Annotated in this window: 20 protein-coding genes; 6 read left to right on the forward strand and 14 right to left on the reverse strand. The window is 42.3% G+C overall.

The window, feature by feature from the left end:
• Positions 1–68: 68 nt before the first annotated feature.
• The 4 genes from C4B60_RS12510 to C4B60_RS12525 all read right to left on the reverse strand — a co-directional run bounded on the left by C4B60_RS12510 (position 69) and on the right by C4B60_RS12525 (position 4159).
• Complete coding sequence (locus C4B60_RS12510; RefSeq protein WP_104058342.1) at positions 69–1370, reverse strand: opine metallophore biosynthesis dehydrogenase; 1302 nt, start codon at positions 1368–1370, stop codon at positions 69–71.
• 26 nt (positions 1371–1396) lie between these two features.
• Positions 1397–2194, reverse strand: coding sequence for an SAM-dependent methyltransferase (locus tag C4B60_RS12515; RefSeq protein ID WP_104058343.1), 798 nt, complete (start codon positions 2192–2194; stop codon positions 1397–1399).
• Positions 2195–2211: 17 nt separating this feature from the next.
• Positions 2212–3054, reverse strand: coding sequence for a histidine racemase CntK family protein (locus C4B60_RS12520; protein WP_483413972.1), 843 nt, complete (start codon positions 3052–3054; stop codon positions 2212–2214).
• Positions 3055–3280: 226 nt separating this feature from the next.
• Positions 3281–4159, reverse strand: coding sequence for an AraC family transcriptional regulator (locus C4B60_RS12525; protein ID WP_104058344.1), 879 nt, complete (start codon positions 4157–4159; stop codon positions 3281–3283).
• 136 nt (positions 4160–4295) lie between these two features.
• Between C4B60_RS12525 and C4B60_RS12530 the strand changes: the two genes are divergently transcribed.
• Positions 4296–6479, forward strand: a complete 2184-nt coding sequence (locus C4B60_RS12530) for an FUSC family protein (RefSeq protein ID WP_245153965.1) — start codon at positions 4296–4298, stop codon at positions 6477–6479.
• 188 nt (positions 6480–6667) lie between these two features.
• Here the strand turns inward: C4B60_RS12530 and C4B60_RS12535 are convergent, their stop codons facing one another.
• Entirely contained in the window at positions 6668–8185 is a 1518-nt protein-coding gene (locus tag C4B60_RS12535; protein ID WP_104058346.1) for a hypothetical protein, read from the reverse strand.
• A gap of 305 nt (positions 8186–8490) precedes the next feature.
• Between C4B60_RS12535 and C4B60_RS12540 the strand changes: the two genes are divergently transcribed.
• The 5 genes from C4B60_RS12540 (at position 8491) to C4B60_RS12560 (ending at position 13994) form a co-directional block, all read left to right on the forward strand.
• A complete protein-coding gene (locus tag C4B60_RS12540) occupies positions 8491–9093 on the forward strand; it encodes a TetR/AcrR family transcriptional regulator (protein WP_104058347.1) in 603 nt (200 codons plus the stop codon).
• A 27-nt stretch (positions 9094–9120) separates the two neighbouring features.
• Positions 9121–10458 (forward strand): purine-cytosine permease family protein, encoded by a 1338-nt coding sequence (locus tag C4B60_RS12545; RefSeq protein ID WP_104058348.1) that lies wholly within the window; start codon positions 9121–9123, stop codon positions 10456–10458.
• The gene (locus C4B60_RS12550; protein WP_104058349.1) at positions 10455–11546 is read left to right on the forward strand and encodes an S-methyl thiohydantoin desulfurase family protein; all 1092 of its coding nucleotides are present in this window, start codon (positions 10455–10457) and stop codon (positions 11544–11546) included. The genes C4B60_RS12545 and C4B60_RS12550 overlap by 4 nt, the downstream gene beginning before the upstream one ends.
• A gap of 1 nt (position 11547) precedes the next feature.
• Entirely contained in the window at positions 11548–13128 is a 1581-nt protein-coding gene (locus C4B60_RS12555) for a hydantoinase/oxoprolinase N-terminal domain-containing protein (protein ID WP_104058350.1), read from the forward strand.
• Positions 13129–13370: 242 nt separating this feature from the next.
• On the forward strand, positions 13371–13994 hold the full coding sequence (locus tag C4B60_RS12560; protein ID WP_104058351.1) for a polysaccharide deacetylase family protein: 624 nt from the start codon (positions 13371–13373) through the stop codon (positions 13992–13994).
• 161 nt (positions 13995–14155) lie between these two features.
• On the opposite strand, the gene C4B60_RS12565 is transcribed toward C4B60_RS12560, so the two are convergent.
• The 9 genes from C4B60_RS12565 to C4B60_RS12605 all read right to left on the reverse strand — a co-directional run bounded on the left by C4B60_RS12565 (position 14156) and on the right by C4B60_RS12605 (position 23673).
• Entirely contained in the window at positions 14156–14791 is a 636-nt protein-coding gene (locus C4B60_RS12565) for a DUF624 domain-containing protein (protein WP_104058352.1), read from the reverse strand.
• A gap of 92 nt (positions 14792–14883) precedes the next feature.
• Positions 14884–16380: an aldehyde dehydrogenase family protein gene (locus C4B60_RS12570; RefSeq protein WP_104058353.1), complete on the reverse strand. Its 1497-nt coding sequence runs from the start codon at positions 16378–16380 to the stop codon at positions 14884–14886.
• Between the two features lie 15 nt (positions 16381–16395).
• Positions 16396–17586: an iron-containing alcohol dehydrogenase gene (locus C4B60_RS12575; RefSeq protein ID WP_104058354.1), complete on the reverse strand. Its 1191-nt coding sequence runs from the start codon at positions 17584–17586 to the stop codon at positions 16396–16398.
• Positions 17586–18689 carry an Ldh family oxidoreductase gene (locus C4B60_RS12580; protein WP_104058355.1) on the reverse strand — a complete coding sequence of 368 codons (1104 nt, stop codon included), beginning with the start codon at positions 18687–18689 and terminating at the stop codon, positions 17586–17588. The genes C4B60_RS12575 and C4B60_RS12580 overlap by 1 nt, the downstream gene beginning before the upstream one ends.
• The gene (locus C4B60_RS12585; protein ID WP_104058356.1) at positions 18667–19362 is read right to left on the reverse strand and encodes an RraA family protein; all 696 of its coding nucleotides are present in this window, start codon (positions 19360–19362) and stop codon (positions 18667–18669) included. The genes C4B60_RS12580 and C4B60_RS12585 overlap by 23 nt, the downstream gene beginning before the upstream one ends.
• A gap of 37 nt (positions 19363–19399) precedes the next feature.
• Positions 19400–20326 (reverse strand): carbohydrate ABC transporter permease, encoded by a 927-nt coding sequence (locus C4B60_RS12590; protein ID WP_104058357.1) that lies wholly within the window; start codon positions 20324–20326, stop codon positions 19400–19402.
• A 10-nt stretch (positions 20327–20336) separates the two neighbouring features.
• The gene (locus tag C4B60_RS12595; RefSeq protein ID WP_104058358.1) at positions 20337–21227 is read right to left on the reverse strand and encodes a carbohydrate ABC transporter permease; all 891 of its coding nucleotides are present in this window, start codon (positions 21225–21227) and stop codon (positions 20337–20339) included.
• A gap of 90 nt (positions 21228–21317) precedes the next feature.
• A complete protein-coding gene (locus tag C4B60_RS12600; protein WP_104058359.1) occupies positions 21318–22640 on the reverse strand; it encodes an ABC transporter substrate-binding protein in 1323 nt (440 codons plus the stop codon).
• A gap of 169 nt (positions 22641–22809) precedes the next feature.
• A complete protein-coding gene (locus C4B60_RS12605; protein ID WP_104058360.1) occupies positions 22810–23673 on the reverse strand; it encodes an NAD(P)-dependent oxidoreductase in 864 nt (287 codons plus the stop codon).
• Positions 23674–23685 lie beyond the last annotated feature (12 nt).

The raw sequence follows: 23685 nt of genomic DNA on the forward strand, positions 1-23685 counted from the left end.
TTTTATGAAAAATTTTAAATCGTAATCATTACTGTTTAACAATCGGACCAAATCATGTTTTCCCCTGCCTATGCGTTCCTGCTTCTAAGCTCACTGTTAATCATTTGCAGATCTTCATCCAGATTTAAAACCGTAAACGCAGGAGATAAGCGTTCTTTTGGATGAAATTTAGCTGTACTTATTATTTTTCGTTCATAGATCCTAATAAAATTATCGATAGTCGGACAGCTCAGATCCTGGCCCCGCGCAATTCCCTGAATGATTTTTAGCCGGTAATAATCTTCCTTTGGCATCCTTGGAATATCAAGAAGTGCATCTCTATTTACAAATAACTTTTGAAAAGGAACACCTGAAAAATCATAGTATCTTCCATTTTCATCCGGCGTGGAAAAAGGATCGATCAATAAGGCAGAATAACGAATATAAAGTAAATACTCCTGATGGATCGGTTCAAGCTCAGTAAACTGCTCGATATCCGCTCGTGATAAGCTTTCCTTGCTTACAGGGTAGTTATCATCGATCATAAATTTAAGAAGATTCAGCCCGTTAATCGTTAATTTATGCAGAATACTCATCATCTCTCGCCACATCGCAAGCATATCCCGAATTAGAGATGGGGTGATGGGTCCTTCCGGATAAAGCTTATAGACATATTTTTTTGCTTCAGTCTCTCCAAATATTGCGCTTAGCGAAAACTCATTCATAAATAGCGGAGGGTGTACATATAAGGAAATGTTTCTAGATTCCGCTTCAATGGGTGTTGACATAATTTCAAGAAGAATGTTCAGCTGCTTGAAAAGCATCTTTAAATTATTTAAGCATTGAGAAGAAGGGTTGGTGGAGCCTATGTATAATTTTTTCTTTAAACCAGTTGTTACTACCTGGTTAGACGGATGGCCCTGTTTCCATCTCGTGTCTCCTAAATAAGTCGAAAAACTGATAATCTCAACAAGTGGATTTACGCTGCTAAGAAAGCTTTTCACCAGACTATTCGAGCCAAAGGTTGGGGACAGTAAAATAATGGACTCAACCCGTTTTAATACATCCTGAGGGACTTGTTTTAGCACTTCTATGTAGGCATCTGTCGTGACAGATAAAATGATTGTATCCCACTCGCCTTTAATGGTTGAAATGCCCTGAAAAACCTGGTCAACTGTGCAATCCCCCTGCATTTGACGATGCTTTTCGTTTTGAATCTCAGCATAAATATGACGGTCGTTTCCCATAAGTGCCTCAAAAAAAGCGGCTGAACGTACTGATTTTCTTCCCGCAATCCCAATCTCGCAGCCGAGGAAGGTTTTTAGCGTTACAGCCAGTTGAACAGATGCAGGGCCAGTACCCAGCAGTAAAGTCCGTTTTAAATGATTCATAGGCGCCTCCTGTAATGAGTATTCGTTCAGATTGCCTTTTGATATAATGCAATATCAAAGATTTGTTTTGGACGAACAACCTGTTCAACCAACTCCCATTTTTGCTCATTTACTTCCTTAAGAGGATAATTAAATAACGATTTTAGTTGATTTCCATATCTCATCGCGACAACAACATGCTCATTGGTCCGTTCATATAACTCATCTAAAATATCGTATTTGCTTGCCACCGTTGAACTAAATATGATGTGGGTGACATCACCGATGGCTTCGAGATTTTGAGCTAATGTTTTCTCCAAACTTATTCTTAACCCCTGGCCAATTGCATTGATTACATTTTGCCCAAGCTTTACGGCCTCCTCATCAATGTCAATGCCTATGACTTCTGCTCCGGTTTCTCTGGCAATTAGCAACGCCGTCATGGGAAATGATCCTGCCCCCACTAACAGCACTTTAGACGCCGGGGTTATGTGAAAGCTGCCAAACTCCCTTTCTATGGAGGATTCAATATTCTTAAAATATGCTGCCATTTCGCCTTTTCCCTCAAGCAGCTTCATTGCACGGTACTTCTCCATTAGACTGACACAAACAGCAGATTTTCTTCTTAGGTCCTCTGCCAGCTGACTTACTTCGTCTAGTTCCCAGGGTTGTAATTTCTCCCACTTCATTTTATTTTCCTTATTCGTTATAAACATCGAGTAGTTATCGATTACCGTTTCTAATTCAGCGCAATTATATGCGGTTTGATCATATTTCTCTGCCAGCACACTAAATTTCGTTGAAAATGGCAGTAAGTTTTTCTTAAGATGGTTGATTTCCTTCATCAATTAATCACTCCCATTTATTTAGTGATATCTACAAATGCTTTGCCTTTTGCCACCAGTTCAACCGAGCCTTTAATTGAAAGGGAGGTTATCCTGCCGTTCTCATAATTGGCTGTAGTCTTAATACTCCCTCCAGGCTGCTTTATTGCTGCTGCAACTCTTGTTTTATTTTTCCAGGCAAGACAGGCACCAATGGAAGCTGCTCCTGAGCCGCATCCTCTTTCCCAAACCATACTGTCCAGTTTTGGCACATAGATTAGTGGAAGCAGCTCTTTCGTTTGAGGGTTGTAAAATAATATCCCTATTAATTTTCTGTCAGATGATAACCCCAGTAATCTTGCCAGAGCCTGACCTTTCCTTTTCATTTTTTCGTTGAATTGATCCACTTCAACAACAATATGTAAAAACCCGCTATAGCTAACTATTACGATCTCAAGCTCTTCTTTTTCATACACGATAGTTTCTGCCTTTATCTTTTCAGGTAATGGTAGATTTACCTCACAGCAATACTGGTCTTCATGTTTGGTGACCCTGCACTTGATTAAACATTCGCTGCCTGATACCTCAAGAAATAATTCATTCTCTCCTTCCAATTCCTTTTCAATTGCAATAAAAGCTGCCAATGACATACATGCATTTCCGCAAAATTCATCTCCAGCCATTTGAAGTCTGGCATCAGCTTTTTCATTCCCTGGCTTTTCTATAAACCCAACCTGTTCAGCATGCACATGATCATAAGCCATTACTTCTGCTGCTATCTCTTTATAGCTTTCGTAGGATTTATTGCCAGTAACAAGGACTGTCATGTTTTGAGTTGGATTTAATTTTACAAAGTCAATTTCCTCCCTGATCACAACCACCTCATAATTATTTTATAAATCGTAATCATTACGATTAATAGTTATATGAAAACACACTCACCTTTTTTTGTAAAGCCGTGATTTATTTACCACGCTGAAAATCGGATAGTTAAGCTTCCGATAATTCGTTCACGAAGAGGATTTTAAAACGAGGAAAAAGAAATGTTTTGTTATAAATTCATTTTTAATTAAAAATGACAGCCCCTTAAAAATGGGCTGCCTCTTGTCATATTTTTTTCTTTTTAACCGGGATCCAAATTTCACTACGAAAAGCCTTGGAGGAAGTATCTTTATCTGCATTCCACAAAATCTCCGGTCCCTCTATTTGTTCATAGCCTGAGGATGGGAACCACTCTGCGTAAATGCGTCCCCAAACGTCCTGCAAGGCATCTGGAAATTTCCCGACTGATTCAAATACAGCCCACGTCGAAGAGGGTACTTCAAGGGAGTCGTAGTGCGACGGGCATACTTGATCCGTCGCCACGCCAATATAGTGGTCAAGCTCACCTTTTTCCTCCATTCTATCCTCTGAGAAGTTAGTGGAAGCACTTAAAAACCCGATCGGCTCAACCGTTGAAAGCCCCTTTAATTCATTTATCATTTGCTCATTCAAACCTTGCCACATCGAAGCAATTTCCTCATTAACACCGTGAAAGATAATTGGAACTCGTTTTTTAATCCCGATAATTCGAAATGCTGTTTTTTCTTCTAATCGGTAATTCATTTCTTCTCCTCCTTTGATGGACAGCTGGAAGGTCATTTGTGGAAAAGCTTTTAATGGCTGCCCTTTTTTCCTCGCTTCTGAAGGCGTTACGCCATGTAGACTTTGAAATGCTCTTGTGAAGGAATCCGGGGAATTGTAGCCGTATTTTACTGCAAGATCAATAACCCTTAACCTCCCTGTCTGCAATTCATTTGCTGCAAGCGTCAGACGTCTGCGGCGGATATACTCGGACAGAGGGATTCCTGCTAAAAATGAAAACATTCGTTTAAAATGATACTCTGAGCAATAAGCAAGCCTCGCTGCTTCTTTCACATCAATGTCATCAGTCAAATGATCCTCGATGTAACGTAGGGCTTCATTCATTTTCCCAAGTGAATCCATTGAAATGACCTCCTTTCCTCAAAAGAATAACACGGCTTAATAGGCATCCTCCGACTTTTCTTGTACAATAATTCAAGGATGTTTTGAACGGAGTATGGTTCTAAAAGAAATTTTACGAAAGAACGGGGTGAGATGTGTGGCGTATTACCAAAGCAGGCAGCATTGGATGGGGAGATTTTTGGCCTCTGATCCAGGCAGAATCAGACTATTTAAAGCGGGGCGGGCAACGATCAGCCTGATCGCCTCCCTATTCACCATGCTATTGATCATGCGTGCAGCCGGCCACACGCCGATCACACCGGCAATTGTATCAGGAATGCTGGGCATGCTTGGAATTATGATGGTGATGGATGACACGAGAGAAAAAATGAAGGGAACCACTCTTTTGCTCGGGGTATCCGGGACGATCGGGATTACCGTCGGCTCAGCTTTAGGGGACCATATTCATTATATAGAGGGATTTATGGTTGTAAGTATTTTTTGCAGCTTTTACTTTTCAAGATTTGGCTCCAGGTATTTTTCCATTTTTATGGTTGCATTTATGATGGTTTATATTTCATCTGTTTTACCCCTTCCGGTCGATCAGCTCCCCTGGTTTGCAGCAGGGATCTGGATCGGGACGGCTTATGCGTATGGAGTGAATTTCTTTTTATTTCAGCGCACCTCAAAAAACCTTAAGCAAAGCATCCGCTCCTTTCATTATCAGGGCAATCTGACCTTTAATCTGTTAATGGAGGCCATGGAGAGCGATGAGATCACCGCTTCTCAAAGGAGATTCCTTCAGCAAAATGTTCTGAAGCTCAGAGAATATGCCATTATTGTAGCTGGCTATATTAAGGATGAAGATGTACAGGAGCTGTGGCCGGGATTGAAGCCTGCCCAGCTGCGATTATATGTATTTGATACCGGGATGCTGATTGAGACGCTTACAGAATCCATGAAGAGCTTAAAAAATCAGGATGCCCTTGAAATTCGTGAAATCAGACGACTTTTACTGTGGGTAACACAGGCACTTCGGGATGCGCGTGTACTTGCTCCGCAATACGAGGAACAAAATTTAGAGGAAGCAGAAAAAGCTGTTCAGGCACTTCGCATGCTGATCACAGAAATGCTCGGACGTGAAGAAAAGCCTGAGGGCTGGGTGTTCTTAATACGCCGGATCGAATCCATAGCCAATCATGTCATCAATGGTGCTATTTCCATTCAGCAGTCGATCCATCAAAAGCCTTTGTTATCCGATGGAGGGAAGGATGCTGATGAGATAGCTGAAGAAGAAAGTGCTGAAGAGGATGAGAAAAAACTGCTTCCTACAACAAAAAAAGCATTTCAGGCCTTACTCGCAGGAATTCTTGCAATTACAATAGGCCAGATGATATCACCTGCCCAGCCATATTGGGTTTTACTGACCGCATTTCTTGTCCTTTTGGGAACAGAATCAATTGGCAGAATATACACAAAGGGTCTTCAGAGATCCCTTGGCACCGTTATTGGCGCAGTTCTTGGGTTTTCATTGGCCAACCTTATATCCGGCCAGTCAATGATTGAAGTGATCCTGATCTTTATCGTGATATTTTTTGCCTTCTACCTTTTTACGGTGTCTTACACGTTGATGAGCATGTTTATCACGATGATGGTTGCCCTAATGTATGATCTTCTGCTTGGCGGCATTACACTGACACTGATTGGCGCAAGAGTCATCGATACGATTGCAGGAGCTGCGATTGCTGTTGGGGTGTCGACCTTTGTTTTCCCCAAAAAAACGAAGGCGAAGGTGGATGAGACCATTATTGATTTCTTAGCTGAGCTCAAGCCATTTGTAACGGAATACGTGAAAAGCTTCAGAGAAGATGTTAGTGTCAAGGAGCTCTCTGAAAATGCGATTACGCTCTCTCAAAAGCTTCAGACCATAAGAGAAGAAAGTCATTCCCTTTATCAGCGGCCGGGCTCTAGCGCGCACTCAGAAATGACACGCTGGTTTACAATACTAACTGCTATCAATTATCATGCCGGCCACCTCGTAGCCTCAGCTTACCGAAAAGGTTTTGAGTATCCCGAGGAGCTGACAGAAGTATTCATGAGAATGGAAGAAAAACTTGAACATAACATTGAAACCTTAAGCGAAGCACTCAAAAAACCGGAGCACCAGGGCATCATGCGAACACTCAACCATGAACGCGAGCAAATCGAAACACTCGCCCCCACCCGCTCTCAATCCCAACGTGACCTCATCCACCACCTCTACTACATCTGGCGAATCAACCAGTCGATTTTGGAGCTAGGGAAGGAAGTCGGGGTCGGGGTTGGAGATGAGGAAGAATAGAGCGGTGAAGTTCGGGCGGTGCCAGGCACCGCTCTTTTAGGCACCGCTCTTTTTTTGTCGAAAAGAAAGGAAAGACTTGGGGTCGTATGCGAGCGTGGTGATAAAGGGCGTGGTGACAGGCACCACTCGACGGGAAAGGCGAAGGCGTGGTGACAGGCACCACTCGAAATATGTCGACTACAGCCTGCTTATATTTTTAAGCGGGCTGCTCCTTTTTGGTATTTGGTGCTTAGTTTGTTGATGCCCCATAAAAAGAGGAAGGATGGTGCCCAGGGACTGCATTTTAGCTTGAGGCTCCATCGATCGATTTTCAGGATTTTTTGCAGTGGGATCTTTTTCATTTCTGCCAGATGGGTAATGCAGTAAATGAAGTAGACCAGTGAGCGGAACCCGTACTGGAGTGACTTTTTTCTTTTGCTTTTTGTCCGCTTATAAAATTGCTCAAAATCAGCAAAACTGCCAGGAGGCATTACTTTTTTTAAATATTCAAGATGCAAAAAACGCAGACTGCTTCCGGCACCTCCGCTTTTCATAAATCCAAAGGCTTCCCGCCTAACTCCTTTTTCTTCAGCAAATCTCCTGGCAATCGGCCGGTCATAGTCCCCGCCAACCGACCACTTCTTCATCGCTTGGGAGTTAGAGATCGCGTAGAAATTGCTTTCCTTTAGAGCACCTATAAAAGGAATCGCCACGGGAATGTAGCCTGCTCGTAAACGAAATTCCTTTTTAGCTGAGTCAGGATAAAAAGATCTGATCAGCTCATCATCCTCACAGCTAAGATGCTTATCCCACACTCGATCACCATGAACGCCGCTTAGTAACAACGATCCTGTTAGCTCCTTCTCCGCAGCAGCAAAGAAAATGGATGTGCCAAGCTCACCGGAGGCAACAAAATCCTCAGCAATACTGCAGGCCATGTACTGCAATTCTTCTTTTTCATGAATAATGGAATAGCCGAGCTGCTCCACAACTTCCTTCCCGCTGTCTGAGCGGCTGCTTCTTTTTGATTCAAAAACAACCGCTTCATCACACCCGATATCTTTTCCAATAGCCGCGCAGGCGACTGAATCGTACCCCTTTGAACAAAAGACAATAGGGCGATAGGTCTTCTTTCTGGCAGAATCCCTAGCATTTGCTTCTATTTTTTTCAATGTGTCGATTAGAAAAATTTTGTATTCTTCAAAGGTAGAAAAATCAGCTGACAGAGGCTTTTTTTGTTCTGAAATTTTCAAGTCCTTTGTCACCAATAAATTGTAATAGAGATGAATATTCAGCTTATTATTTGACTGCAGGGGAATGTCTCTTTTATATTTTTTTAGCCCATCAGCGATCCTTAAAAAATCACTTTCATAATCCAAATAGTCAAATCTCAGTTTTTCATTGGCAGCTTCAAGAACAAAAGGGAGAGAATTCGAAAACCAAATACATTCACTTCCTCTGATGCTATAAATCGCTTCTGTTATATGTGCAGGTGGGCAAATGACAAGCTGATCCTGTTTAATCACAGCTCCGCTTCCCATCAAACTCTCAGCCTCCTCCACCCGACCTTCCCGAAACTCACCATCCCAGGCACCTTCCACAAAAAAAAGATCCCCAACCTCCACCCATTCTCCATGCGCCACCCTAATAACATCACTTCCGGATTCAACCCGCAACCCCCACGCCAGCTTCGGCAGCTCCTCACAGCAGTAAAATTCAAATTTCATAGGTGCACCTCCCAAAGTTAAGATCAAAATAGGATGTTTTACTATTATTTTTTAGGTGGATGGAATATACATTGCGTGGGTAAAAGGCGGTCTCTAGAATGCGTGTATGTAGCCAACTGTCTTATAGAGATATAATCCTTTTTTTAAAAAAACTTCTTCAACCCCCTAATAAATGACATCAATGACAATGAAAGCGTTATAAAGTTAACTAAAAATAGAGTTTATTCAAATTTTTCTAAAAAGTCATTGCGTTTTATAATTTGTACATTTATACTTCAACCTAATACTTGTTAGGTGGTGAGAAAATGAAACATGAGGAAATTATAAAAGCTGCTCTCTTGTCTTATTCGAAATATGGATATCAGGGTGCAACAATGAAAAAAATCGCTGATGAAGTAGGCATAAAGGCTGCTTCCATATATTTCTTTTTCGAAAACAAAGAATCGCTATTTGTTCAAGCTTTTCAGCAAATACTTCAAAATCACCATGATGCAATGAAATCTGTTTTAAACATTCATCAAAATGAGCCTGTACACCGGATTTTTTCAGCAATGCTGCAAGGAATTGTTGATCATCACACCACGAATTTCATCGAGACCTCTTCTTACATATCCTTAGTCACGGCACCCATTCCAGAGATAAAAAACCATCTTCAAGAATATATGCAGAATTTCAACAAGTGGCTTACAACCTCTCTGGAAGATGCTCTTCGAAGAGATTTCCCAACCATCGACTCGAGTGATGTCGACCGGGTAATAAAGCAGTTTGTCCTGCTGGGAAATGGGGTTTTTTGGGGAATTAACCTTTACAACGAAAAATACCTGAAAGAGCAGGTTCATTTAGCTATTTTAATGAACGATTCTCTCTTTGAACAATTATCAAATAGATATACTCATACTCGTAAATAGCGTCTCGACAAAAAGGGGGAAGACTTAATGGAAAAAGAAAAAGCTAAAAAAATTATTCAGGATTACGAACGTGAGCCTGTGCCGCTTGAAAAAAGAAAAGGCTGGCTAAAGCTCTCGATTGTTTGGATGGGTTCAATTATTGCTCTTTCCGCAACAGCACTTGGAGGTGCACTCGGCGGGGGACTTAGTATGCCGCACACGATCATTGCAACGTTAATTGGCTGTTTCCTTCTTGCAGTAGTCAGTGCTGTATGTTCTGTTGTCGGAGCCAAAACAGGTCTGTCCACCTCATTTGTTTCGATATTTGCTCTTGGACGCTACGGTTCCTATGCAGTTTCAGCTATTATCGCAATTTCACTATTTGGCTGGTTCGGTGTGCAAGTAGATTTATTTGGCTCCAGCTTACAAAATGTTTTACTAGATGTATTTAATATCGAAGCAAACCGTCAGCTATTGATTATTATTGGTGGAATTTTGATGACTACTACTGCTTTCATCGGCTTTAAAGCAATCGAAAAATTGAGTTTAATAGCTGTACCGCTTCTCGCACTTCTTTTGATCGGCTCATTAATTCGTGTAATGAATGGTCAATCGATAGCTGAGGTTGCAACCGTTCCACTCACATCAAAACCTTTATCAATTGGTGTTTCCATTTCCTTAATCATCGGCTCTCTCGCTGTAGGAGCGATTATCGGGCCGGATATTGCACGTTATGCAAGGAGTCCAAAAGATGCCGTCATCTCGTCTTTTGTTGGATTCTTTGCTGGTTTTACTGTAGTGCTATTAATTGCCGCAATGCTAGCGAAAGCAACATCCCAGGTGGATGTAGTATCAATTATGCTCGGTGTTGGCTGGGGAACTGGTGCGATGCTTATTTTGATTCTTGCTCAATGGACGACCAATGATAATAATCTCTATTCTTCTGCCTTAGGGTTTTCGGTTATTTTCCGCAAGGTACCAAAATACATTCTCACCATCGCGGCTGGCCTGATAGGAACATTAATGGCAGTTGGTGGGATATACAGTCACTTCATTCCATTTCTGTCTTTCTTAAGTGTCTTAATTCCACCCATCGGCGGAATCTATGTAGCTGATTATCTAATTAACAAAACTCGTTATACATTTGAACAGGTAGATTTACAGGAAAATGTAAATGTGTTCGGGGTATCCATTTGGGCAATAGCCACGCTAATTGCCTTTGCTACAACACCTGCACCTACAGGATTTGGGCTTTTCTCACTTACTGGGGCTTCAGGGTTTGATGCCTTCCTGATTGCTTTTGGACTTCAATTAATCGTAAGTAAAACGTTTCAAGCATCAAATCAAACAGAGTTTGCAACTACTAGAAGGAGGAATATCCAATGAGATTAATTGGTAAAAAAGAAATTGAACACATGGCCATTGGTGCTGCATTACTTGGTACTGGCGGTGGCGGTGATCCATATATAGGGAAACTGATGGCCTTGCAGGCTGTTGAAGAATATGGTCCTATCAAACTTCTTTCTCCGGAAGAAGTTCCTGATGAAGCCTTAGTTGTCCCTTCCGCCATGATGGGTGCACCGACCGTTATGGTTGAAAAAATACCGAATGGTGAAGAAGCCATTGCTGCATTTAAAGCATTGGAAGAATTTTTAGGTCAAGAAATTTATGCAACGATGCCAATTGAAGCAGGAGGAGTTAATTCCATGCTTCCTTTAGCTCTCGCTGCACGCCTCGGTCTTCCTGTTGTGGATGCAGATGGTATGGGACGAGCATTTCCCGAACTCCAAATGGTTACATTCTATCTGGAAGGTGTATCTGCGACTCCTATGGTTCTATCGGACGAAAAAGGAAACAGCTTACTTCTTAATACGATTGATAGTGTCTGGGCTGAAAGAATTGCACGAAAAGCGACAATTGAGATGGGCGGCTCTGTTATGAATGCAATTTATCCGATGACTGGACGGGCAATGAAGAATTCATCCATCCACCATATCCTGACGTTAGAAGAACAGATCGGCGCCAGAATTGAGGCAGCGCTGAAAAACAATAAACAGCCAATTAATGAAATTCTTGAGCTCACAAATGGCCGTGTATTATTCCAAGGAAAAGTAATGGATATCGACCGCAAAACGCAAGACGGTTTTGCAAAAGGAACGGCAATCATAGAAGGTCTTGGAACGGACTTAGATAAATCCTGCCGCCTTCATTTTCAAAATGAACACTTGCTTGCAGAAGTTGACGGTAAGGCGATCTGTATAACTCCTGATTTAATAGCCGTACTGGATGCAGAAACCGGAATGCCTATTACAACTGAAGGACTGCGATACGGCGCACGGTGCATCGTTATTGGTATGCCTTGTGATCCTAAATGGCGTACAGAAAAAGGCATTGAAGTTGCCGGACCTGGCTATTTCGGCTATGAAACGAAGTATCGTCCAATTGAAGAATTACTGAGAAAGGAGGAAGTTTAAAATGAGTACATACAGAATTGGAATTGATGTTGGCGGCACTCATACAGACGCTGTCGTACTTGATGAAGCATATAACGTTATAGCAGAAGTAAAAGCCACGACGACTGAAGATGTAAGTTCAGGTATTTATGATGCATTGAAAAAGGTAGTCGCCAAATCCGGGCTGCCTGCTGAAGAATTCCGGTATGCCATGCTTGGAACAACTCACTGTACAAATGCTATTGTTGAACGAAAACGGCTTAATAAAGTTGCCGCCATCCGCATCGGCGCACCTGCAACCACCGCCATAAAACCCCTTGTCGGTGTACCGGATGATTTAAGAGCAATCCTTGGCAAGCATTTGTATATCGTCGGTGGTGGAAATGAGTTTGATGGTCGTGAAATTGCTCCTCTAGATGAAGAAGGCATCCGGCAAATTGCAGAGGAACTAAAAGGACAAGTTGACTCAGTAGCGATAACGTCTGTCTTCTCCCCAGTTTCGACTGATCATGAACTTCGTACAGCCAAAATCATCAAAGAAGTAATGGGTGAAGAGACTGTCTTATCTCTCTCCAGCGAAATCGGAAGTGTCGGTCTTCTGGAACGTGAAAATGCAACAATCTTAAATGCAGCAATTGTAGATGTAGCAAGGTCTACTGCCGATGGATTTGTAAAAGCATTAGAAAAAGAAGGCATCCATGCTGATGTTTTCTTCGGGCAAAATGATGGAACCTTAATGTCTGTAGAATACACGGTAAAATATCCAATTCTCACCATTGCCTGCGGACCGACTAACAGTCTTCGGGGCGCGGCTTACCTGACAGATAAGCCGGATGCCTTGGTTGTTGACGTTGGTGGAACAACGACTGATGTAGGTGTTCTTGTAGGTTCATTTCCTCGTCAATCATCTCTAGCTGTTGAAATTGGAGGCGTTCGAACAAATTTCCGCATGCCTGACATTGCATCGATTGGACTTGGAGGCGGAACTGTTATAACGATTAAAGAAGACGGCTCCTACCAAATCGGTCCGGAGAGCGTTGGTTATCGCCTTATTGAAAAAGGCCTCGTCTTTGGCGGTGATACTTTGACAACTACAGATATTGCAGTAGCTGCCGGAAAAGCGAAGTTAGGAAATCCCGAGTTGGTCAATCACCTGCATCCAAATACTGTAGATAAAATCTACGCAAAAATGGTCGAAATGGCAGAAGATACAATCGATAAGATGAAAACCAGCTCCACACCAGTTCCAGTTATTTTAGTAGGTGGTGGAAGTATCCTTTTTCCTGATCAGCTAAAAGGAGCTTCTGAAGTTATCAAACCAGAAAACTCCGGCGTTGCAAATGCAATTGGATCTGCAATATCTCAAGTAAGCGGGCAGATTGAAAAAATATTTAATGCAGATGAGCTTGGACGAGAAAAAACATTGGAACTTGCCAGAAATATGGCATTCCAGCAAGCAATTGAAGCTGGTGCCGATCCTGACCAGTTAACACTCATCGACCTTGAGGAAGTGCCCCTTTCCTACCTTCCCGGAAATGCAACAAAAATCCGAGCCAAAGCAGCAGGAGGCCTCCTAAGCGAACGGGAAAACATTCAGTCTTAATATGCTATTGTGCATCATAAAAAACTAACCTCAACTGAAGTCACTAATAAAGTGACTTCAGTTGAGGTTTTTGATTCTCGTTGTGCGTGGTGCCTGTGTGGTGCCTGAGTGGTGCCTGTCACCACCCGATTTATGTCGACTGTCCCGCTTCTTATTTCAAATGCATTTTTATTGCTGATAAAAATAAGATAGTATATGGGCGGGCAACTGGTCGCTAAGGGGCTTTTAAAGGGGGCATTGCTATGGTGTATTTTTACCGCCAGACGAAGGTGGCTTATCTTACGTTTGATGATGGGCCTTCAGATAATACATTGAAAATCTTAGATATACTTGATACTTATAATGTTAAAGCAACGTTTTTTGTGATAGGTAATGTGAGCGAAAAAAACCAAGCACTTTATTGGGAGATCGTACGCAGAGGCCATAGCATCGGTCTTCATACGTATACACATGATTACTCCTATATCTATTCCTCTCTTGAAAATTTTAAAGAGGACCTGACAATGCTTGAAAATACGCTGATGTACTACATCGGTTTTGTTCCTTCAATTTACCGGTTCCCTGGCGGTTCAACGAATCAAATCAGCCAGAAATATGGACCACCAGATATTATGGAAGTGCTAAAAAAGGAAGTCCTTCGGAGAGGCTACATCTTTTACGACTGGAATGTTGACAGCGGCGACACAGCAGCTGCTCTGGTGGAACCTGATATCATCACAAACAACGTACTTACCGGTGCTGCAAACAAATCAAACATCAACATCCTCTTGCACGATGCCCCGGCCAAAACCACCACAGTAGAAGCCCTTCCCGGCATAATCACCGGCCTTACAGCTCAGGGCTTTACGTTCCGCCGGCTTCCTTAATGTGAGACGAGTGGTGACAGGCACTCCTCGAATTTTGTCGAGGCATTTCGGCAAGTGACAGGCACCACGAAATTCCGAAATTCAAATAAAAAAAGCTGCACAGAACCCAATGGTTTGAAATGGGTTTCTTGTACAGCTTTTTTGTTATGCTAATAGGTTCTTTATTTTTGAGTTTGACCTTCTGGCAGTAAGGTCAGTTTCATATCGGGTCTTGAGCGGTTTGTGAGCCTGGTGAAAACATGGTTAAAGTAAAACGCAGTGAGACTGATATTTATAAATAGCATGAACGGAAATAGATAGATAATAAAAATTGAGAATATCAAAATGAGCAGCAACCACAGCGTATGAAGAAGATTAGCAATGGAAAATAAGAAGGAATTCTTTGCTGAAGCCACCATTGAAACGGCACACTGCCCTTTCATCATTGGTAAGTAAATAGATGTAAATAAGAATGCCAAAGAAAGAAATACTGTCAATAGCAAAACGAACCCGCTTCCCGGGAAGTTCATCTGCATAAGTACTAGGATGTCCAGATATAATACTGTTCCTACCCCCATCCAGATAATCCCTAAAAAGAAATTTTTAAAAAAATCATGTTTAATTTTTTTGTAAAAAGGGATAAAAACTCCCGTTGAGATCCCTTTTTCTTTCCACTCCGTTAACACTGCAAACATCGCTTTTGTGGCAGGCAAAATAGTAATGAGAGGTAAACAGCTAATAAGCCATACAAAATTAAGCAGAAAAAATGCAGTTAAAACCTCCATGGTACGAAAAACAGGATTTTGTGAGCCAACCATCCAAACACCTTCCTTCTCTCAACGGGAATCTATATTCAGTCTTGAGGCAATTGATACTCAGGTTTGGAATACTTTCCTGCCTCGAGAATAACTTAATACTGAAAATAGACTGACTTCACATTTGTATAAAATTCGATATTTGTATGCCCGATTGAAAAAGCACCTGCCCCTGATTGCTTTATTCCACCAAAAGGTAAATGAGCTGCACTGGCGGTTCCATGGTTTACGTGAACCATTCCGGCTTCGGCTTGCTCTGCAAATTGAAAAGCTTCTTGAAGTTGGTCGGTAAATATGGCGGCAGCAAGTCCGTATTGGACTCCATTTGCGACTTCAAGTGCCTCTTTTGCATCCTCAACCTCCAGCACGATTAAAACCGGACCGAATATCTCTTCCTTTGCAACCTTCATTTCCGGACTGACCTGATCAAAGATGGCCGGTACCATGTAGGCTCCTGAGGCAAATTCGCCTTCTTTTAATATCTCTCCACCATACAAAAGCCTTGCCCCTTCTTCTTTTGCTGATTTGACATAGCCTTGCACCGACTCAAGATGACTTTTATTAATAAGCGGCCCTACATTTGCATCTTCCTGCCAGGCAGGTCCCACCACTAATTTTTTCGTTTCCTCAACTAAAGCTTTTGTCAACTCCTCTTTTTTATCTTTTGTCACGACGACTCTGCTAATAGAGGTGCATCGTTGTCCGCTGCAGGCAAAAGCCGCCGATACGATTTGTGCTGCTACCTCTTGTGGATTTTTGTAATCTAATACAACTGCAGGGTTTTTACCGCCTAATTCGAGCTGGGTCTTTACAAGCCTCTGTCCGGCAGACCCATTTATTTTTTTTCCTAATTCTGATGACCCTGTAAAGCTGATGCCTTTGACGAGAGGGTGCTCAATAAGCGGATTTCCTGCTTCTGACCCACTCCCTATGATGAGATTCACAACCCCGGCCGGCACTCCTGCTTCGGATAGAAGCTCCATTAATAAAATCGACGTCCATGGTGTAACAGATGCAGGCTTGTAAACGACAGTGCAGCCAAAAGCAAGTGCTGGAATAATTTTTCTAACCGGCGTTACGACCGGGAAATTCCAAGGTGCAATGGCTGCTATTACACCGGTTGATTGACGGATCGTTGAATTCCATACGTTCCCTCGTTCACCAGGCAGCGTCTCTCCTTCAATCCTGAACGCTTCCCCTGCTCCATATCTGGCTTCCTTCACCGCACGCCCTACCTCGCCTAACGACTCATTTAACGGTTTTCCCTGCTCAGCTGATAATCTAAATGCCATTTCTTCCTTATTTTTTTCAAGTAAGTTGGCAAACTCGTTTAAAATAGCACCGCGTTCCGGACCTGGTGTAGCAGTCCAGGCCTTAAACGCTGTATGCGCTGCTTTCACTGCCTGATCCACATCTTCTTTAGTAGATTTTGGGAATTCTCCGATTGTCTGTTCATAGTTCGCTGAATGGTATAAAGCGTAGGTTTCACCTGAAGATGAAGAAACCCATTTTCCATTAATAAAGTTCTGATAGCTCGATACTTCAGTTTTATCCATCCATTTTTGCATATCTGTTTTCACTATTGAAGACATTTTACTCCCCCTCCTTTAAGTCAGCACCTTGTTGGGAACCTCAGGCGTCATGACCATACGGCAAATATTTTTCAGATCCTCTTCCGTTGGCTTTACCGGGTTTACTGGTACATTTCCTGACTCCATTGCTTCTTTTACAATTTGATCTAAATGTCTTTCCTCTACCCCAAAATCAGATAATGTTTGTGTAATTCCAATGTCTTCCTTTAATAATCTAATAGCCTCGACCGCTTTTAAAGCAGCCTCCCTATCTGATAATTGATCTACCTTTTCACCAAAGATTTTAGCAATCTCAATAAATTTCTCCTGGTTGCCAATCAAGTTAAAAGCCATTACTTCAGGAAGCAATATCGCGTTTACTACTCCATGTGGAATATTAAAATTAGCGCCGAGGGGAATAGCAAGAGCATGAGCAAGACCGAGCCTTGTTGAGTTAAACGCCATCGCTGCCAGCGTGCTTGCCGTCATTAGATCGGACCGCGCATCTGCATTTTCCCCCTGGATAACAGCTAAGCGCAGGCTTTTGGCTACCAGCTTCATAGATTGAATGGATAAACCCTCTGAAAATGGCTGAGTTACTTTATTAACATATGATTCCAAGGCGTGGGTTAAAGCGTCCATACCAGTGGCAGCTGTAATGGAAGGCGGAAGCGAAATGGTGAGCTCTGGATCGCATAAAGCAAGATCAGGACAAATGTACATACTGCCAATGCTAAGCTTTGCCTGGGCTTTTTTATCAGACAAAACAGCAAATCTTGTAATCTCACTGCCTGTTCCTGCAGTAGTTGGGACCGCAATAACCGGCACTCCCGGTGAAGGGACACGATCAAGTCCAATATAATCCCGTATATCTCCTCCGTTTGTTAGTAAAAGCCCAATCGATTTAGCTGTATCAAGCGCACTTCCGCCCCCGACTCCTACAATAATGTCACAGCCGGCTTCTACTGCTTTTGAAACCCCCTCTCCAACTGACTCAATCGTTGCTTCCATCCCTACTTCTGTAAAAGTCGTAAATGGTATTCCTGCATTTCGCAACGGTTTTTCCAGACGCTCAACAATTCCAGCCTTCAGTACGCCTGGATCTCCAACTACCAGTACATTGGAGCCGCCTAATTCACTTACAAATTCATGAAGTTTATTTGCATATCCATTTCCAAATTCAATAATGGTTGGGATATGATAACGAAATTTCTTCGATGTCAGCATTATTTAATCGTCTCCTTTTCACTGCCATTAGCTGCATGACCTGTCCATTCAGTTGACAAAAAATTAAGACCATATTTTTCACCGAGCTGAATGAATTCTTCTACCAGTTTTTCAGGAAGTGCAATTCCGTTTTTCTTGCGTTCTTCTTCAATTCTTTTTTCGATTTCTCCGGGAATGAAAATTTCTTTTACATTCGGCGCTTTAGGCTCTGCTTTAATTTCCTGTATGTAAAGATCCATTCGGCTCTTAAACTGGTCAACAGGCATGAATTGATTAATATCTATTGCAATAAAAAAATGACCGACATTTTGGGGATCATTCCAGTTTTCATACATATTATTTACGTATTTCCCAAAGCCGGCCCCCGTTAATACACCTGATAAAATATCAATAAACATTGAAATACCGTACCCTTTTGCTCCTCCTAAAGGAAGAACGGATCCGTCTAGAGCTGCCTGAGCATCCGTTGTCTCCGTGCCGTTGCAGTCAATTGCCCATCCGAGCGGGATCTCTTCATTTTTTTGAGCAGCAACGATAATTTTCCCCCTTGCTACAACACTGGTAGCCATATCAAGAACAAATGGCTGCTCTTTTCCAGCGGGGACGCCAACCGCGAGCGGGTTCGTTCCTAAAAATGGTCTTACCCCTCCGGTTGGAGGCATTGTTTGCGATGCATTGGAAACAACGATAAGCAGTGTATCCTGTTCAATCGCCTTCAGGGCATAATATGCGCCTGTCCCAAAATGATTAGACCCCTTTACTCCCACTAAAGCTGCACCATATTTTTTTGATTTCCGAATTGCCATATTCATCGCTTTCGTCCCGACTACTGCCCCAAAATGATTTTGGCCATTAAGCAAAGTGACGGCCCCTTTTTCTTGTTCCATCGCAATTTCTGCCTCAGGGTTGATCAAGCCTTCTTCTACTCGTTTAATATAAATAGAGGTACGGACTACACCATGTGAATCGACTCCTCTAAGATTTGCTTGAACGAGTGACTCCGAGACTGTTGTTGCATCCTTATTCGAAAGTCCGTTTTTTTCAAATATCTCAATGCAGAATTGCTGCAGTTTTTCCCAGTCAAACTTTGTTGGCAACACCATGAAATTCACAGCCCTTCTGCCTTAAGAGTTCATCGATCCAACTGCGATCAATCGTTCCATTTTCGATCGATGCCATTATGTTGTTCTCACTTATTTCCTGACGTTTTACTAACTCAAGGATTTTTTCCGCCTCGTCAAGCGGCACAATAGCGATTCCATCGTCGTCTCCAACGACTAAATCGCCAGGATTAACTAGTACCCCGCCGATGGAGACAGGGACATTTATTTCACCTGGTCCATCTTTATACGGTCCCCGGTGAGTAATACCACGGGCGTAGACTGGAAAATCCCCCTCTGCAAAAGCTGCTGTATCACGAATGGCTCCATCAATTACAAAGCCTTTGATTCCTTTTTTCACTGCCAGCCGGAGCATGATTTCTCCAACAATCGCATTTGTCACATCGCCACCGGCGTCTACGACTATCACATCTCCAGGCTCAGCCAGATCAATCGCTTTATGGACCATGAGATTGTCTCCAGGTCGTGTTTTTACGGTAAGGGCTGTACCGAGCAGTCTGCCGCTTTTATGAAAAGGACGCAAGTGACTTGATACAGCGTGGATCCGGTTTAGATTATCACTGATATGCGGTGTTACGACTCCGTTATATTGCTCAACGATTTTCTGATCGACTTTCTTTTTTACGGGATAAATACGAAAACCGATATTACTCACGTGCACTCACTTCCTTCTATCAGGTTTTAAAAACTCACTACCCTTTTACGCCTCCAGCAGTTATTCCTTCAATGATGTAGCGCTGGAAGAATATAAAGACTACAAACAGCGGGATTAAAGACAGAGCAGACATGGCAAACAATGCACCCCATGAGCTTTCCCCCATTGAGTCGACGAACATTCTAAGACCAACCGCCACTGTATACAATTTAATATTGCTTAGATATAGCAGCTGGCTGAAGAAATCGTTCCATGTCCAAATAAAGGTGAAAATCATTGTTGTAATCAGTGCTGGTACAGATAGCGGCATAATCAGCTGCCAGTACATACGTATTTTCCCGCATCCATCAATTTGGGCTGCTTCTTCAAGCTCCCGCGGAATCGAACGCATAAATTGCACCATTAAGAAAATGAAGAAACCTTCTGTTGCAAGGAATTTAGGCAATGTTAGAGGGATAAACGTATTTATCCAATCCAAGTAGTTAAACATGATATATTGTGGAATAACTGTCACATGAAATGGCAGCATCAGTGTTATAAGCATAATCATGAACAATACTTTTTTGAACGCAAAATCCAATCGGGCGAATGCATAAGCAGCCATTGAACAAGCAAAAACATTTCCAATAATACAAAGAGTTACGATAATCCCGGAGTTAAGAAAAAAACGTCCAAATGTAACGCCTGAAACGCCAGTCCAGCCCTGAATATAATTTTCTAACGTGAAGTTCTTAGGAAAGAATGAGCCGCTTTGGAAAATTTCTGTATTTTCTTTAAAAGAAGACATAACCATCCACAGCAGCGGATATAACATAATCAACCCGATCGCAATAATTAAAGCATGTGTCAAATACCTTGGTTTTTTAACACGCGGTTTATGGTTTTTTACAGGATCCAATGTTTTGAGCAAAGGCTTGGCAACAGAAGGCCCCACTTCCTCCTCAGGAATTTTATTCGGTTCCATACAATCACCTCTATTCTTGGTAATGCACCCATTTTTTTGATGACAGGAAAATCAGCGCCGTTAAAATAGCAATTGCGGCAAGAAGCAGCCACGCCATTGCAGAGGCGTATCCCATCTGGAATTGAGTAAAGGCTTTCTGATACAGATACAAGGTGTAAAATAAAGTTGAATCTAACGGACCGCCTGAACCGCCGCTGATAATGAAGGCAGGCGTAAAGGCTTGAAACGCAGAAATGACCTGCATAACAAGATTGAATAGTACAATAGGAGTCAATAACGGCAGAGTAATCTTAAAAAACTGTTTAAATTTGCCCGCTCCATCAATTTTTGCTGCTTCATATAATTCAATTGGTATTTGTTTTAAGCCTGCTAAGAAAATGATCATCGGTGCACCAAATTGCCATACAGCAAGAATAATTAAGGTGTAAAGAGCGGTATCCGGCTGTGAAATCCAGTTCGTCCCCTCAATTCCAAACACTGCTAATCCTCTATTTACTAATCCATCTCCGCCAAATAGCTGACGCCACAAAAGCGCTACGGCAACACTTCCGCCAAATAAAGAAGGCACATAATAAATGGCCCGATAAAATCGCAAGCCTTTTAAACCCTTACTTAAAGCCAGTGCTACACAAAGTGCGAAAGTAAGCTGAAGCGGAACACTTATGAATACGTACTTAAATGTAACCTCTACACTATTCAGCCATTTTTGATCCTGAAACATCTGTGCATAATTGGCTAGTCCAACCCATTGCGGATCAGTAAACATATCGTAGTTCGTAAACGAAAAATAAAGTGAAGCGACCATGGGAATTGCACTTAAACCAATTAGTCCAACAATCCATGGAGTCAAGAACATATAAGCTACTGCGTTACGTCGCCATGCATTTTTTAGTGCAATCATCGCTTACTCCAATCTAAACTAAATGGGAGAATCATCGTTCCCCCATTTAGTTCTGGTAATCACTTAATCTACTGATTAGCTTTACGTGTTTTATTGCAGAATACTTTCTGCTGCTGCCATAAAATTATCTGCCGCTTCCTCAACAGTCAGCTGTCCGAAAGCGATTCCCGATGCATTATCAGCAAAAGACTGCTCCAGTTCATTAATTCCGAGCGGTGCATAAGGAGCAGGTCTGGCATATTCAACTGTTTCCTGTATAAAGTCAACCGCACGCTGCTGTGCCGGCTCCAATAAAGGAAGAACAAATTCAGCCATTTCAGATGAGCCCGGAGACCCCTGCTCGACTTTAAATAATTCTAAAGCCTCTTCAGTGTTAACAAAGAAATCGATAAACTTTGCTGCCTCTTCAGGATGCTCAGATCTTTCAGTTATTGATAGATAGGCACCCTCAATATATTCTCCCGTTTCGCCATCCTCTAATCCTGGCATTCTGACTATTTCAAGATCTCCATTGTCAAATTGCTCCTGATAAAGATGGAGCTGATTTGCAGGAACCTGAGTAAAGGCAGTTAAACCAGTAGTAAACATATTTTGTTCTAAAGGGGCAGAATCATATTCTGTAGTCGTTGCACCATCCGGAACAGCTCCTTTTTGTCTCAGGTCTTCCCACATGGTCCACCAAGCGACAAGATCCTCTCTTTCAAACCCAAGCATCCCATCTTCTGTAAACACATCGTTCCCTCTTTGTCTTACAAAATAGCGGAAGTTTGGCTGGAGTTGTCCACCGCTCAAATCCGGTACCCCAAAATTTTCTTCAGGCATCGCTTGATTTACTTCAAGCATTTTTTCATTAAATTCATCCCAGGTCCAGTTCATATCCGGGGGTTCAACACCAATTTCTTCTAGAAATCCAGCATTATAAACGATTCCCGGCATTGTGACCCCTTTAGCAACCATAAACAGATTGCCATCAACCGTTCCACTTTCAACGGTAGCTTCTGCAAAGTTACTTAAATCAATGGTTCCAGCGTCAGCAAACTCCTGCATATTCAATAGCGCATTTCTTCTTGCATAATCAGAGACATAAAATTGATGCATACTAACTACATCAGGTGCATTTCCACCTGCAATTTGAGTGGAAAGCCTGTCCCAATAATCATTCCATCCGCCAAATTCCCGATCCACTTTAATCGTAGGATTCGCTTCCTCAAAGCGGTCGATGATAGAGTTATAAATCTCATTACGTTTTGTATCTCCCCACCAGGAAAATCGAATGGTAACCTCGTCTCCTCCACCGGAAGATTCACCGTTTCCTTCACTTGAATTGTTGTCAGATCCGCTGCACCCTGCCAAAAACAGGGATGTGAGCATGATTGCGGAAAGCAGTGTATGGATAACTTTATTTTTTTTCATTTGTACCCCTCTTTTTCTATTGAGAATGAAAAACGTTTAAAGTAAGGGCTTACATTTAAATGGTAAATAAAACATTATGGTTATCAATTAAACTTATCTATTTGCTGAGTTAAGGAGTCGTTTATGTTATAATCCAACAAAGAGAGTGTTCTACTTTCTATCTTAAAAACTAGTCATTGCGGTAGGTTTTGCTAATGGCAGAAAAGTCCAGTTCGCCAAAACTATCTTCCGACTTTTCGAACATATCCAAAACCAGTGAGGCAACTGGGAGGTTCAACCCTTTTGCTTCACTTACTGCAATGTTTAAATCCTTGCGCATTAATTTGTGTTTGAAGCCCGGTTCAAATTGCTCCTCCGATACGGGATCAATTTTATTCATCAGCATCCAGGAAGCACCAGAACTCGTTCCGATCACTTCTTTAATATTCTCTTTATCAATCTCAAGCTTTTCTGCAAGCGCAAGGGCCTCTGCTGTAGCGGTCATATGAATACCTGCAAGCATTTGGTTAATCGCTTTAATGCCTTTTCCTGCCCCGATGCCACCCACTAAAAAGATATTTTTCGCCATGGCATCCAGTACCGGGCGCACACGATCTAATACCTCATCGTCACCACCTGTCATAACCGTTAACGTTCCCTGCTCAGCTCCGGCAGTGCCGCCGCTTACTGGCGCATCAAGCACCTCGATACCTTTCTTTCCGTAAGCTTCACTAACTTTTTTCATCATTTCGGGTGTACCGGAAGTCATTTCGATCAGGAGTGAATCCTCAGAGAGATTTTCTAATACGTCTTTAGACAGCAGTACGCCTTCCATTTCCCGGTCTGTTGGCAGAATACTGATTAGAACTTCTGCGCTGCGTGCCAGGTCAGAAAGGGAATTGTGTTCAGTTGCGCCTTCATTTTTCAGCTCTTCGACCGGTTCGCGATTTTTGTGGGCAATGATATGTAGCTCAAACCCATTTTTGATTAGATTTTTTGCCATTGGCAGCCCCATTGCACCGAGACCAATAAACCCAATTTGTTTAAAGCTCATCAAATTCCTCCT

The sequence above is a fragment of the Jeotgalibacillus proteolyticus genome (genome assembly GCF_002926065.1).
GTDB classification, from domain to species: Bacteria; Bacillota; Bacilli; order Bacillales; family Jeotgalibacillaceae; genus Jeotgalibacillus; species Jeotgalibacillus proteolyticus.

Coding starts and splice junctions, on each gene's coding strand:
- C4B60_RS12560 (WP_104058351.1), top strand. CDS start 13,371: ATGGTGTATTTTTACCGCCAGACGAAGGTGGCTTATCTTACGTTTGAT.
- C4B60_RS12570 (WP_104058353.1), bottom strand. CDS start 16,380: ATGTCTTCAATAGTGAAAACAGATATGCAAAAATGGATGGATAAAACT.
- C4B60_RS12525 (WP_104058344.1), bottom strand. CDS start 4,159: ATGGATTCACTTGGGAAAATGAATGAAGCCCTACGTTACATCGAGGAT.
- C4B60_RS12550 (WP_104058349.1), top strand. CDS start 10,455: ATGAGATTAATTGGTAAAAAAGAAATTGAACACATGGCCATTGGTGCT.
- C4B60_RS12590 (WP_104058357.1), bottom strand. CDS start 20,326: ATGGAACCGAATAAAATTCCTGAGGAGGAAGTGGGGCCTTCTGTTGCC.
- C4B60_RS12575 (WP_104058354.1), bottom strand. CDS start 17,586: ATGCTGACATCGAAGAAATTTCGTTATCATATCCCAACCATTATTGAA.
- C4B60_RS12515 (WP_104058343.1), bottom strand. CDS start 2,194: ATGAAGGAAATCAACCATCTTAAGAAAAACTTACTGCCATTTTCAACG.
- C4B60_RS12600 (WP_104058359.1), bottom strand. CDS start 22,640: ATGAAAAAAAATAAAGTTATCCATACACTGCTTTCCGCAATCATGCTC.
- C4B60_RS12510 (WP_104058342.1), bottom strand. CDS start 1,370: ATGAATCATTTAAAACGGACTTTACTGCTGGGTACTGGCCCTGCATCT.
- C4B60_RS12535 (WP_104058346.1), bottom strand. CDS start 8,185: ATGAAATTTGAATTTTACTGCTGTGAGGAGCTGCCGAAGCTGGCGTGG.
- C4B60_RS12555 (WP_104058350.1), top strand. CDS start 11,548: ATGAGTACATACAGAATTGGAATTGATGTTGGCGGCACTCATACAGAC.
- C4B60_RS12595 (WP_104058358.1), bottom strand. CDS start 21,227: ATGATTGCACTAAAAAATGCATGGCGACGTAACGCAGTAGCTTATATG.
- C4B60_RS12540 (WP_104058347.1), top strand. CDS start 8,491: ATGAAACATGAGGAAATTATAAAAGCTGCTCTCTTGTCTTATTCGAAA.
- C4B60_RS12605 (WP_104058360.1), bottom strand. CDS start 23,673: ATGAGCTTTAAACAAATTGGGTTTATTGGTCTCGGTGCAATGGGGCTG.
- C4B60_RS12545 (WP_104058348.1), top strand. CDS start 9,121: ATGGAAAAAGAAAAAGCTAAAAAAATTATTCAGGATTACGAACGTGAG.
- C4B60_RS12565 (WP_104058352.1), bottom strand. CDS start 14,791: ATGGTTGGCTCACAAAATCCTGTTTTTCGTACCATGGAGGTTTTAACT.
- C4B60_RS12580 (WP_104058355.1), bottom strand. CDS start 18,689: ATGGTGTTGCCAACAAAGTTTGACTGGGAAAAACTGCAGCAATTCTGC.